The sequence below is a fragment of the Bacillus sp. SRB_8 genome, assembly GCF_003264205.1.
In the GTDB taxonomy this organism is placed as follows: Bacteria; Bacillota; Bacilli; order Bacillales; family Bacillaceae_G; genus Bacillus_A; species Bacillus_A mycoides.
Genome location: NZ_NADT01000026.1, coordinates 388,973 through 402,133 on the forward strand (window position 1 = coordinate 388,973; position 13,161 = coordinate 402,133).

The following is a 13,161-nucleotide window of genomic DNA, read 5'->3' on the forward strand; positions in this document are numbered from 1 at the left end:
GAATGTTTTACAAAATTCTCAACTTTCTACGAAATATAAACTGAATTTTCTGCATTTTTAATGTATAGTAAAAGAAGGAATATATGGGGAGGGAAGGGCATGAGGAAAAAGAAATTAGCAATAACACTTTCAGCTATATTATCTTTAACAATTACTTCAGGAGTTTCTAGTATGACTGCACATGCAGAAAATGAAGGGAGCTCTGTAAAAGGGAGTGATATTAAGTTAAATGGTCAAGTTTCAGAAGCTTTAACTCCAAACACAAAAATTCAATTGGAAAATGGGATGACAAAACCAATCTATTCTCTTGATGAAGCAATTATTGAAAATTTATTTGTAGAGACAGAAGTCGATAGTGATAGAGATGGTAGGAAAGATCGAGTATCGATTAAAGTTATGCGTCCAAAGACAGAATCAAATGTAAAAGTTCCTGTTATATATGAAATGAGTCCATATCGATCTGGATTAAAAGATGTGCCTGTTTATAATGTTGATGAAGAATTGTATGCGTATGAAGGAAAACCGTATGGGGCAGTTAATCTTGGGTCGTATGGTAATTATTATGTCCCGAGAGGATATGCAGTTATTTTAGGCGAAAGTATCGGAACTGGAAAATCAGATGGATGTCCGACAACTGGAGATGAACAAGAAATACTAGGGACGAAGTCTGTCATTGATTGGGTAAATGGGCGTGCAAAAGCATATACAGAGGATGGTAAGGAAGTAAATGCAAATTGGTCTACGGGAAATGTAGGAATGACAGGAGTTTCTTATAATGGTACGTTACCGAATGCTGTCGCAACGACAGGAGTGGAAGGGTTAAAAACAATTATTCCAATCGCAGCGATTAGTAGCTGGTATGATTATTATAGTGCAAATGGGGTGGTTATTGCGCCAGGTGGATATCAGGGAGAAGATACAGATAATATGGCAGAAGCAGTACTAACAAGAAAGAACCCTGAAGTTTGCGGGCAAATTATTAAAGAACTAACAGCTGGACAAGATCGTAAAACAGGCGATTATAACGATTTTTGGGATAAACGTAACTATGTAAAAGATGTTAAGAATGTGAAGGCTAGTGTGTTTGTTGTTCACGGTTTAAATGATTGGAATGTAAAAACGAAGCAGTTCGCACAGTGGTGGGAAGCTCTTGGCAAAAATAATGTTCCTCGTAAAATGTGGTTACATCAAGGTGGACATGGCGGAACATCAAGTAATAACTGGCAACAAACCCAAAATAAATGGTTCGATTATTGGTTATATGGAATTGAAAATGGAATTATGGATGAACCGATGGTAGATGTACAACGTGAAAATAAATCGTGGCAAAAAATAAAAAATTGGCCAGATCCAGCAGCTGTACCATCAAAAGTCCGTATGTATTTAAGTAATAAAGCAGTCAATCTACCATTAAGTATGGGATCAGTAAACAATGTTTTCTCATTAGTAGATGATGCTAAAATAAAGTCAAATCAACTAGTAGAAAACCCTGAGTTAGAAATAGCGAATCGATTAGTATATACAATGCCTGTACTGCAAAAAGATATGCGAATAAGTGGTACGCCTAAAATTTCAATAACAGGAAATATTGATCGATCTGTTTCAAATTTAACAGCTTTACTTGTTGATTATGGCGGAGCGAGGCCTGAAATTGTAACGAGAGGTTGGATGGATCCGCAAAACTTAAATAGTATAGAAAATTCAACAGCGATTCAACCTGGTAAAGATTACACATTTACATGGGACATGCAGCCAGATGATTATGTATTTAAAGCAGGGCATCAAATGGGGGTCGTTTTAATCGCAAGTGATTACGATTATACAATTAGACCGAAAGCAGGAACGAAGCTAACGGTGAAATTGAGCGAAGTGACATTGCCGATTGTGAAATAAATAGTTTTTGATAAAGAGCTTACTATAGTAAGCTCTTTGTTTATAATCGGAATTTTCAACTTTTATATGTTCAATCGCGAGGGAATATTATACAATGTAAATATATTACATGGAAAGTGAGTGATAAATTATGACAGTCAGCTCTTTCGAATTCTCATTAAAATTTGAGGTACGGAAAGATTAAGTAAATTAGAATCTTCCGTACACATAAAACGGAGGAGAAAATAAATGTTTAGTTATTATAGTACACTTTGTACGGAATTATATGATTTCACAAAACCTGTCGGTTACTCTTTAAATGGTGATATTGAGTATTACCAAGAACGTTTAAATAATTGTGGGGGAAGAATTCTCGAAGCGGCAGTAGGATCAGGGCGTGTCATTATTCCACTTCTTGAAGTTGGATTTAAAGTTGATGGGATAGATTATTCACCTGAAATGCTAGATTCTTGCCGTAAGCGTTGTAAAGAGAGAGGCTTAAACCCTAATTTATACCAAGGAAGCTTACAACAATTTTCATTACCATATAAATATGAGGCGATAATAATTCCTACCGGATCCTTTTGTTTAATTGAAAATCGTGATGATTCTATAAACGCTTTGAAATGTTTTTATGAACATCTTAATCCAGGTGGGCGTTTAATTGTAGATCTTGCGCTTCTATATGACTGGAAGACGGGTGAGATTCATACATCGACTTTTTCCTTGCCAAGCGGGGACGGAATTACATTAGAAAATAAATCAATTGAAATAGATTGGCTTAACCAAGTAACTGTATCATATTTAAAATATGAAAAATGGAGTAAAGGACAGTTAGTACAAACTGAACTACAACGTTTTGCAATGCGGTGGTATGGAATAGAAGAGTTTAAACTCCTTTTAGAAAGTATAGGTTTCACTGACATTACTTGCTCTGCTGACTATGTTTATGAAAAGCAACCGTCAAATGCAGAACAAATTATTACTTTTGAAGCTGTACGAAAGGAATAATATAGGGATTATTCATGAAAATAAGGCAATCGACACAACATCGACTGCCTTATTTTCAATTTTAGGATATGCTTTATTTCATTGTTTATAGAGAAAGATCGGAGGAAAACAAATGAAATTCATCTTAATATTTGGCCCGCAAGCAGTCGGGAAAATGACAGTCGGACAAGAATTAGCGAAACTAACAGATTTGAAAAATTTTCATAATCACATGACCATTGATTTAGTAAGTCCATTTTTTGATTACAGTACAAAGGAAGCAAAAAGATTAGTAAGTTTGTTTCGTAATGAAATATTTGAAGAAGTGTCTAAAAGTGATTTATACGGAATGATTTTTACATATGTATGGGCATTTGACCTTCAATCGGATTGGGAGTACATAAACCATGTAGTAAGTATTTTTGAATCAAAAGGCGCAGCAGTATATTTTGTAGAGCTCGAGGCAGAATTAGATGAAAGATTAGAGCGAAATAAAAGTCCACATAGACTAGAGCATAAACCGAAAAAAAGAGACATTGAATGGTCTGAAAAAAATTTAAAAGAAACGATGAAAAAACATAGATTAAATTCATTTCATGATGAAATTGAAAAAGAAGAGTACATAAAAATTAATAATACTCATTTGAGTGCTAAAGAAGTAGCTGTAATGATTAAGGAAAAATTCCGATTGTAAAATACTTAAATGCTGTTACGTTTTCATTGTCCAAGCATTCTCCTACTAACTACATATACTATTTATATTAAGGACGGTCACTAATTTATTGAGAAACCGTCATTTATATATAAATGACAACTTTGGAAGGAGGTAAGAAAAAATTGGAAAATGAACAGCCAGGAAGAATTGAAAATCAAGTGTATTCTAATCGAGTTGTAAGATCAGAATTTGATAAGCATTGGGAAACTTGTATTTCAAAAAGTGGTTATGTAATCTATGTAGCGACAAGTGATCATGCTGAAGTAATAGTACTTCTTTCAGATGGTTCAAGTAAATTGTTAATCTTCGAAAAAGGCGGAAAAGTAGTAGTGGGTGGTGGTGGAACAAGTCATTACAGCAAACCGCATATTGCAAGAAATATTTAATGTGAAAAATGTTAATCGAGAAGATGCTGGTATCCTTATAACCTTTAATTTATATATAAAAATACAAATCATAAAGTAAGTTTTTTTAGATTCTGGCGTTTTTTGTAACAAAAATAAGATGAAAAAGATCTTTAACGTATAAAGGTCTTTTTTGTTTTATTATAGCAGGGATATACTGTATACATAAAAAAGTGTAGTGAAAAACAATCAGCCTTTCATGTACTATACATGAAAGGCTGATTGTTTTTATGTGTTGAAGGAGTCTTTTAGAAGAATTGTAGTTTTTAGATTGATAGTTAAAACTGTAACAGCTTATGTATAATTAATATCATTTTGTCAAATGAATGTCACATAAAAGTCTTATAGTGTATATAGAAAGTGAAACATATACAAAGCAGGAGATGAAATGATGAAAAAGGCACTACAATATATATTCATATTATTTACGTTAGTTACTTTAAGTTATGTAATTTATATTAACTATGAAAAGCAGAAAGAGATTAAAAATAATAAACAAGTAATTAGTGAAGTTGCAAAGAGGTATGATATTCCAGATTGGATACCATTATCTATTGCTGATCATGAAACAAAATTTGATCGAAAAGCGATAGGGGATAACGGAACATCTTTCGGATTATTCCAATTACATCGTGGTGGATTAGCACCAGCGCAATTATCGGAAGAGAGTTTAGTGGATTCGCGTATAAATACAACGATAGCAATTTCAAGTATGGTCAAATCGTATGAACGTGGTGTGAAAAAAGGACTGCAGGATTGGGAGTTGCTTAAATATGTTGCTAATACATCAGGGTGGCCAGGAAACTTAGGGGGAGAATGGACAGATAATAATACGAAATATAATAAAGGGCTAGAACAATCATATCAATTATATAAAAAAGAGAAGTAGATATAAAAAGGCATTTTCAATTTGGGGAAATGTCTTTTTTATGTTATAGTATAAAAGTGTTTGGGTGTTATGTTATTTCGATATATCTTCAAATTTGTTGTGTAGTATTTTTATATTAAATAACTACTAAAATCATTTTTTTATATAAGGAGTAAGAAGTAGGGATATGAAAAATATAGATTTTATACTAGAAAGTGATGAAACATTAAAACCGTCAGAACGATTAGTACTATTATTATTAGAGAAGCATAGAATGTTATATACGAACGATCTATTAGCTCTTTCAAATTTATCATATAAAACATTAACAGATTCACTAACAGCACTCGTTTTAAAGTCTTATGTTTTAAAGGATACAGGTAAGGGAAGAAGGCAGAATTGTTATAGATTAGTATGATAAGAGTACTGCTATAGATTCTTGCTATATATGTATTTTCAAATGTAAGGATAAATTCCATTTTTATTTTCAAGTGATAAAAAACTATTAATTTAAGTAAATAGCCGGTTTTGAATATATAAAGAGTTCATGGCTGCTAAATATATAATTTCATTTCATTTTTATTAATGTTTATTAGTTGTAAGTGAAAATGATATTTTTTTAAACAAATATAAAAATGAAATTCAAAAACAATCTACTCATTAGAGTGGGTTGTTTTTTTATTAGGATAGCGAATTATAAAAATAATATTATTATGTAAACTTAATTATTTAGAAAGGAACATGTGATTATTAATGGAATTTATTAAGGGGTACTTAACATTTGTATACATGGAGGTTCATTATGGAACAAATCATATCAATATCACAAGCAGTCATAAGAGGGGAAAAAGAAAAGGTAGTAGAAATCATTAATACGGATCCAAGTGTTGTTAACTCATTTAGTGAAGATGGATGGACACCGCTTCACTTAGCTGCTTATTTTGGACAGAAAGAAATTGCAAGTTTCCTTTTAGAACAGGGAGCAGAAATACATATTAGAGCAAAAAACGAAAATGAAAATACACCTCTTCAAGCAGCAATTGCGAATAAGCAAAGCGAGCTTGTAGCTTTCTTAATTGAAAAGGGATCAGATGTGAATGCTGTGCAAAGTGGTGGCTGGACAGGACTTCATGAAGCGGCGTTATTAGGAAATGAAGAAATCATTATATTACTTCTTGAAAATGGTGCTAATAAAATGATTAAGAAAAATGATGGAAAAACCGCATATGATATCGCTTTAGAAAAAGGGTATGAATCCCTATTACATCATTTGCAAGAGGAAGTGAGCTTATGATTAGCCACTGGAATGTAGGGATTTTTCTTTTTAATGAAGTGGAAGTGTTAGATTTTGCGGGTCCATTTGAAGTTTTTTCCGTTACAGCAACAAGTGAAGGTCAACTATTTACAGTTCATACTGTTAGTCAAGATGGAGAAATGATTACAGCGAGAAATGGATTAAAGGTACAACCGGACTATAGTATCGAAAACTTGCCTCCAGTTGATATTTTAATTATTCCTGGTGGGTTAGGTGTTAGAGAAAACGAAATGAAAAATGAAATAATAACAAATTGGATCCGCGAGCAAATGAAAGAAGTAAAGTTAATGACTTCTGTTTGTACCGGTGCGCTTTTACTTGCGAAAGCTGGATTACTCGATGGCTTCAAAGCGACAACACATTGGGCAAGTATTGAAAGTTTTAGAAATGATTTTCCGAATGTGGAAGTATTAGAGAATGTAAAGTTTGTAGATGAGGGGCATATTATTACGTCTGGAGGAATTTCAGCTGGAATTAATATGTCATTTCACATTGTGAGAAATTTGTTGGGTGCTCGGGTTGCTGAAGAAACAGCGAAGAGGATGGAATATGATATAGATTTAAAGTATTAAAAGTAAAACAAGACCAGCAGTTGGATATTTCCAGCTGCTGGTCTTGTTTTATATTGACTGAATATGCGCTAATTCCTCATCTGTAAGAATCGGACGGATAGACGAGTCTGCATTGTCTTTCGCTTGTTTTTCTGTTTTTGCGCCAGGAATTGCGACCGATACCGCTGGATGAGTGAGGACATAACGAAGTGCAAGTTGCCCTAAGGTTTGATTTTCATTTGAGAGTAATCGTAGTTTCTCTACTTTTTGTAAATCTTCTTGAAACCACTTTTCTTTTGGCCATTCTTTGCGTAAATCTCCGTCAAGAAAAGTTGTTTTATTTGTAAATTTTCCAGTTAATATCCCCATTTTTAAAGGGCCGCGTATAACAGCTCCTAAATTGTTCTCCTGTAGGTAGGGCAGTATGTCGTTTTCTGGTTTTCGGTTTAATATGTTGTAATCAAGTTGCACAACATCAATTTCATTGTTTTTATTGAAGTGTTTTATATATTGTATGTCGTGAGTTGAAACACCAACAGCTCTTACTTTTCCGTCCCGTTTTAATATTTCAAATGCTCGTAAAAATGCTTCTGTTTCTTCTTGTTTATCCCACCAAATGTGACAGAAATAAACATCAATATAATCTGTTTCTAGGCGCAGTAAGCTAGTTTCAAATACTGCGATCACTTTTTCTGCAGTATTATAAACAGGCTCTCCACTTGGATCATAGTGATGCCCAATTAAACCGCCTTTCGTTGATAAAACGATATTATTACGGTGCTCTCTTATCGCTTGAGTTACTAACCTTTCACTATGTCCTAATCCGTATACATCAGCAGTATCAATAAAGTTTACGCCACATTCAATTGCTTTCTTCATAGCGGTTATAGATTGTTTGTCGTTAACAGGACCCCATTCATCGCCGCCAATCGCCCACGCTCCAAAGCCAATTTCAGAAACAGTAATTCCAGTTTTACCTAATGTACGGTAGTGCATCATTTTTCCTCCTTGTAAGCATGTTATAACATCGGTATGCAAAACTAGAATTTATATGTGTAAAAATGTTTTCTACAATTGGGGAAAAAGAATAACATAAACTACTATTTTATAGCAGCATAAATAAAAATTCTCATTTTAAATACAGAGATGTCGTCGAACGCTATCTCTAATTGGTTAATTTGTGAGATTTTTTTGTGAAGGAGGTTATTTTATAAGAATAGAATTTAAGTTAGTAAGAGATCGTGCCTATGGTAGTGAGAAAATATGGGTTAGGGGGATTTGAAAATGAGGAAACTCAAAAGAGTCAATGTTCCTAATATACCAGAGCAACTATCACAGCCTAACGACAAGCGAACTATAAATAAGAAGAAGTTAAGGCGTTTTATTTTCATGTTCATTTTTATTGCTGCGACTACTTTGTACGTTCAATATATTTTAACGAAACAACAAGAAGTAATTAATGGCAAAAAAAATACAATAACAAATCAAAAGAAACAATTAGTTTCTTTAAAGAAAGATCAAGGTTCTTTAAAGACTAACATTGAGAATTTAACCGATAATGAAGAAGAGATTTTAAAGTTTGCTAGAAAAGAGTATCAATTTTCTAAGTCAAACGAAACAATATTCGTATTGCCAAAGTGAAGTGGTGGAACAGTTAGCGATAGCTAACTGTTTTTTGATGTATGAGGGAAAAGTTGTTTGTAGTGTGAATGTCATGATACAAGGAGAAATGACATATTGTAAAAATGAGAAGTTTGAGCCAATTTTAATTGTTTTAAGAGATTTTCATAATTATGGAATATATGTCAAAATAAATATTGTTAAAATTCTGTCAATTGTATATAATACAAGGTAAGCGGATACATTTTTTAATCAACGTTGAGTTAACAGCTTATACGTCTGTTAAGAAAACCGTTATCCTCGTATAAGAAAGGAAGATAGCTGTGTACGCTTCAAATACAATTTACGTCGTAGGGGATGCGAAAGCACCTCAAAATAATCCCATTACCGAAAAGTTCAAAAGTTATTTTGTAGCATTTGTACTTGAGAAGGATACAGGGGAAATTGTAGATGCAGATTGCTCAGCCACAATTGCATTAACATCTCAATTTGTTAAATATTTGTTTCTACATAAAAATATTAATGACCCAGCATTAGTAACAGAAATAAAAAATCGGTACTTCGGTTCGTGTCAAAAGGCGCTACTTGTAGCGCTAAAGGATGCACAGAAAAAATATAATCAGATCGCTGCTTTGTCTACCCATTCATAGACAAAATCCAGCCGTAAGAATCTTCTTATGGCTGGATTTTTTTGTTTCGCATTAACGGAAAAGCCACCCGGATATTAAAGTATCACTCTATAAACAATGAAAGGATGAACAAAATGAAAATTACCGATGTGAAGGTAAACCGCCGACATGTAAAGCTTCATACACCGTTTAAAACTGCGCTTCGCACTGTAACGGAAATCGAAAGTATAGATGTGTTTATTCATACAGATGAAGGGATTGTTGGAAAAGGAGCTGCTGCAGCAACACCGGTTATTACAGGTGATTTTGCCAACGGGATTGAGGAAGCAATATTAGGGCCAATTCGCTCCGTATTAGTTGATAAAGATGTGCTGCAATTTCAAACGTTATTGTTACACATTCAAATGAGCTGTATAGGAAATACAAGTGCGAAAGCGGCGGTAGATATGGCTTTATACGATGTATATTGTCGATTTCACAACATACCGTTATATGCATTGTTAGGTGGGAAGAAAGAGATTTATACTGATATTACAGTAAGTGTTGATGAGCCTTTATTAATGGCAAAAGAAGCGAAAAAGCATATCGAAAAGGGATTCCAAACATTAAAAATTAAGGTGGGTAAAGAGGCACATTTAGATTTAGAACGCATAGAGGCAATTCGAAATGTAGTACCAAAGAATACGACGTTACGTTTAGATGCAAATCAAGGATGGAAACCGAAAGAAGCGGTTTCTATTATTAGAGAAATGGAGAATAGAAATTTAAATATAGAATTTGTAGAACAACCAGTTCATGCGAAAGATTGGGAAGGATTAAAGTACGTGAAGGACAATGTACAAACGCCTATTATGGCAGATGAAAGTATGTTTTCGGCAAGAGACGCATTAAAGATTGTCCAAGGAGGATATGCAGACCTACTTAATATTAAATTAATGAAATGCGGCGGCATACGAGAAGCATGGAAAATTGCGGATATTGCGGAAGCAGCAGGTGTGAAATGTATGGTCGGAAGTATGATGGAATCTTCACTTTCAGTTAGCGCTGTTGCCCATTTAGCTGCGGCTCATCCGAATATTCATTACTTTGATCTTGATGCACCGTTATGGTTAGTAGAAGAGCCAGAAGGGATGACTTACACTGATCCAAAGATAAACCTGCATTCTATAGTGAATATACAATCTTAGAAGTAGTACCTAGTAAACTATCTTATAAGGGGGATATATATGAAAAAAGTAGGAACTGCATTTTTAACAACTTTATTTATATTTTCATCGTTTACTTCGGTGAATGCTGAAGAGAAGAAGGATAGTAAAGCATTTATAGATGTATCTGCTGCAACGTTATGGACTGCACCAGATTCATTACGACCAATTGATGCACCGAGTGCGACAAATCCAGTTGATTTATGGAAGTGGACGAAATCAATGACGCTAGATGAGAAGCTTTGGTTAACGAGTGCAAATAAATTAGAAACGCAAGCGCTACTCGGTCAAGAAGTAACAGTAATTGATAAAAAAGGTGATTGGGTAAAAGTACTAGTGCACGGACAGCCAACGCCGCGAAATGAAGAAGGGTATCCAGGGTGGATGCCTGAAAAACAATTAACGTATAATCAGGAATTTGCAGATAAAACAAACGAAGCTTTTGTATTAGTAACGAAACCGACAGCAATTGTATATATTAACCCTTCTGAAAAACATAAATCGCTAGAAGTCAGTTATAATACGCGTTTACCGCTATTAAGTGAAGATACGATCTCATACCGCGTATTGTTACCAAATGGTCAGAAGGCGTGGCTACGGAAAAATGATGGAAGTGTTTACCATTCTCAAAATGATATTCCGACTCCAACCGCTGAAGACTTAATAAACACCGGAAAAATGTTTTTAGGATTACCGTATATATGGGCTGGTACAAGTGGTTTTGGATTTGATTGCTCTGGATTTACACATACGATTTATAAATCACATGGCATTACAATACCGAGGGATTCTGGGCCACAATCAAAAGCAGGAATTGCGGTTGATAAAGAAAACCTACAAAAGGGCGATTTAATATTCTTTGCACATAATCAAGGAAAAGGTAGTGTTCATCACGTTGCCATGTATATTGGTGATGGAAATATGATTCACTCTCCAAAGGCTGAAAAATCGGTAGAAATTATACCGTTAAATACACCAGGATATATAGAAGAATACGCTGGTGCTCGTCGTTACTTACCTTAAAAAAGATAGGGGGGCTTTATATGAAAAAGGTTGTTCGCTACTCATTAGTTAGTACTCTACTTGTATCTTCATTTTTAGTAGGCTGTGCTAAAGAAAAAACAGCTACAAAGCCGAAAGATGAGAAGAAAGTATTACAACTACTAGAAACGGGTGAAATTCCATCATTAAATTCAGGGAAAGTAACAGATGCGGTATCATTTAACGTTTTGAATAACGTAATGGAAGGGTTATTCCGTTTATCGAAAAATGATGAAGTGATTCAAGCGGGAGCACAAAAATATGAAGTGAGTAAAGATGGTAAGACATATACATTCCACTTACGTGATGCGAAATGGTCTAACGGAGATCCAGTAACAGCTCATGATTACGTATATGCTTGGAAGCAACTTATAAATCCAGATACAGCCTCTCAATATGCATATATCGCGTACGATGTGAAAAATGCGGAGAAGATAAATAAGAAACAATTAGGCTTAGAAGAATTAGGTGTGAAAGCAAAGGATGATAAAACGTTCGTTGTAGAGCTGGAACATCCTGTACCGTATTTTACGAAACTACTCATTTTACCATCTTTCTATCCAATTAATGAAAAATATGCGAAGGAGCAAGGTGATAAATACGGGTTAGAGGCAAATAAAGCGATATATAATGGGCCGTTTACATTATCAGAGTGGAAGCACGAAGCGAGCTTTACAATGAAGAAAAACGATAAATATTGGGATAAAAAAGAAGTGAAGTTAGATGAAGTAAACTATCAAATTGTTAAAGAAATTTCAACTGCGGTAAATTTATATGAGACAGATAAAGTTGATAGAGCTGTCATTTCAACAGAATTCGTAGATAAATATAAAAATAATAAAGAGTTGAAACAATATACAGATCCGGTTATGTATTTCTTCCGTTTCAATGAAAATGTGCCGATTCTTAAAAATAAAAATGCACGTCTTGCGCTAAGTACAGTGTTTGATAAAAAGGGCTTGGCGACATCATTTTTAAATGACGGATCAGTTGCTGCGAATTATTACGTACCAAAAGGATTTTTAAAAGGACCAGATAAGAAAGATTTTAGAAGTACGGCAGGTGAGTTTAATAAGACGGATGTAAAACAAGCGAAAGAATATTGGGAAAAGGCGAAGCAAGAGACAGGCACAAATGAAGTGACGTTAGAACTATTAAACTATGACTTAGAGAACTTTAAAAAGGTAGGCGAATATATTAAAGAACAGCTTGAGAAAAACTTACCGGGGCTAAAAGTAAATGTGAAATTACAACCACATACGCAAAAATTAGCGTTAGAGAAGAAAAAAGAATACGAAATGTCGTTATCACGTTGGTTACCTGATTATCCAGATCCAATGACATACTTAGAAGTTTTCCTTTCGGGAAGTACCGTAAATAATACAGGATATGCAAATCCAGAATATGATGCGTTAATTAAGAAGATTAAAACAGAATTAGGTAATGATGAAAAAGCTCGTTGGAAAGCACTGCAAGATGCGGAAAAAGTGCTCCTTGATGATGCGGTAATTGCACCAGTATTCCAGCGCGGTCTTTCTTACTTACAAAAACCATATGTGAAAGAATTATATGTACATCAATTCGGTCCAGCTACAAGTTTAAAATGGGCAGATGTACAAAAATAAAGTGATGGAGAAACAGACTTCACGTATGTGAAAGTCTGTTTTTTCTTATAGATTCAAATGAATTATAGACATTTTATAAGTTTTTTCATAGCTTAAAAATAAAATTATTACATAAATTCCAGTGTGAAATTTATGTAGAATCTTGTATAATTAACATGTTTCTTTGGAAACATTTTCTTTCTCTATGAATGTATGAATTTGCAGAGAAAAGAGAGGAATACATACATGTATACAATAGATAAATAGAATGGGACATGTATAGAAAAAAGGAGAAAAATGATGACGTGTCATAAACAAGGGTTACAATTTATTAGCAATAGAAAGAG

The 13,161-nt window shown here is 34.0% G+C and carries 15 protein-coding genes; 14 read left to right on the top strand and 1 reads right to left on the bottom strand.

Translation table 11 applies throughout. The features are described 5' to 3' along the window. The first annotated feature begins 99 nt into the window (after positions 1-99). The 8 genes from B5P40_RS23795 (at position 100) to B5P40_RS23830 (ending at position 6,736) form a co-directional block, all read left to right on the top strand. Entirely contained in the window at positions 100-1,893 is a 1,794-nt protein-coding gene (locus B5P40_RS23795) for a Xaa-Pro dipeptidyl-peptidase (protein ID WP_113710020.1), read from the top strand. A 228-nt stretch (positions 1,894-2,121) separates the two neighbouring features. Further along, entirely contained in the window at positions 2,122-2,883 is a 762-nt protein-coding gene (locus B5P40_RS23800; RefSeq protein WP_113710021.1) for a class I SAM-dependent methyltransferase, read from the top strand. Between the two features lie 112 nt (positions 2,884-2,995). Continuing rightward, the gene (locus tag B5P40_RS23805; RefSeq protein WP_002127786.1) at positions 2,996-3,556 is read left to right on the top strand and encodes an AAA family ATPase; all 561 of its coding nucleotides are present in this window, start codon (positions 2,996-2,998) and stop codon (positions 3,554-3,556) included. A 143-nt stretch (positions 3,557-3,699) separates the two neighbouring features. Continuing rightward, a complete protein-coding gene (locus tag B5P40_RS23810) occupies positions 3,700-3,963 on the top strand; it encodes a hypothetical protein (protein ID WP_002127785.1) in 264 nt (87 codons plus the stop codon). A 406-nt stretch (positions 3,964-4,369) separates the two neighbouring features. Then, positions 4,370-4,870 carry an invasion protein gene (locus B5P40_RS23815; protein WP_002012946.1) on the top strand — a complete coding sequence of 167 codons (501 nt, stop codon included), beginning with the start codon at positions 4,370-4,372 and terminating at the stop codon, positions 4,868-4,870. Between the two features lie 166 nt (positions 4,871-5,036). Then, on the top strand, positions 5,037-5,267 hold the full coding sequence (locus tag B5P40_RS23820) for a hypothetical protein (protein ID WP_000789035.1): 231 nt from the start codon (positions 5,037-5,039) through the stop codon (positions 5,265-5,267). Positions 5,268-5,651: 384 nt separating this feature from the next. Further along, positions 5,652-6,143 (top strand): ankyrin repeat domain-containing protein, encoded by a 492-nt coding sequence (locus tag B5P40_RS23825; protein ID WP_002127784.1) that lies wholly within the window; start codon positions 5,652-5,654, stop codon positions 6,141-6,143. After that, positions 6,140-6,736, top strand: coding sequence for a DJ-1/PfpI family protein (locus B5P40_RS23830; protein WP_002168209.1), 597 nt, complete (start codon positions 6,140-6,142; stop codon positions 6,734-6,736). Before B5P40_RS23825 ends, B5P40_RS23830 begins: the two co-directional genes overlap by 4 nt. A gap of 48 nt (positions 6,737-6,784) precedes the next feature. On the opposite strand, the gene B5P40_RS23835 is transcribed toward B5P40_RS23830, so the two are convergent. Next, a complete protein-coding gene (locus B5P40_RS23835; RefSeq protein ID WP_113710022.1) occupies positions 6,785-7,711 on the bottom strand; it encodes an aldo/keto reductase in 927 nt (308 codons plus the stop codon). A gap of 288 nt (positions 7,712-7,999) precedes the next feature. Here B5P40_RS23835 and B5P40_RS23840 point away from each other — a divergent pair, with 288 nt between their 5' ends. The 6 genes from B5P40_RS23840 (at position 8,000) to B5P40_RS23865 (ending at position 12,835) form a co-directional block, all read left to right on the top strand. After that, complete coding sequence (locus B5P40_RS23840; protein ID WP_002085024.1) at positions 8,000-8,356, top strand: FtsB family cell division protein; 357 nt, start codon at positions 8,000-8,002, stop codon at positions 8,354-8,356. Then, a complete protein-coding gene (locus B5P40_RS23845; protein ID WP_113710023.1) occupies positions 8,295-8,570 on the top strand; it encodes a hypothetical protein in 276 nt (91 codons plus the stop codon). The genes B5P40_RS23840 and B5P40_RS23845 overlap by 62 nt, the downstream gene beginning before the upstream one ends. A gap of 88 nt (positions 8,571-8,658) precedes the next feature. After that, positions 8,659-8,985, top strand: coding sequence for a DUF3870 domain-containing protein (locus B5P40_RS23850; protein ID WP_002127779.1), 327 nt, complete (start codon positions 8,659-8,661; stop codon positions 8,983-8,985). 104 nt (positions 8,986-9,089) lie between these two features. Then, the gene (locus B5P40_RS23855; RefSeq protein WP_181462961.1) at positions 9,090-10,151 is read left to right on the top strand and encodes a dipeptide epimerase; all 1,062 of its coding nucleotides are present in this window, start codon (positions 9,090-9,092) and stop codon (positions 10,149-10,151) included. Between the two features lie 39 nt (positions 10,152-10,190). Continuing rightward, positions 10,191-11,192 carry a C40 family peptidase gene (locus B5P40_RS23860; protein WP_113710025.1) on the top strand — a complete coding sequence of 334 codons (1,002 nt, stop codon included), beginning with the start codon at positions 10,191-10,193 and terminating at the stop codon, positions 11,190-11,192. Between the two features lie 20 nt (positions 11,193-11,212). Beyond that, the gene (locus tag B5P40_RS23865) at positions 11,213-12,835 is read left to right on the top strand and encodes a peptide ABC transporter substrate-binding protein (protein WP_002127776.1); all 1,623 of its coding nucleotides are present in this window, start codon (positions 11,213-11,215) and stop codon (positions 12,833-12,835) included. Positions 12,836-13,161 lie beyond the last annotated feature (326 nt).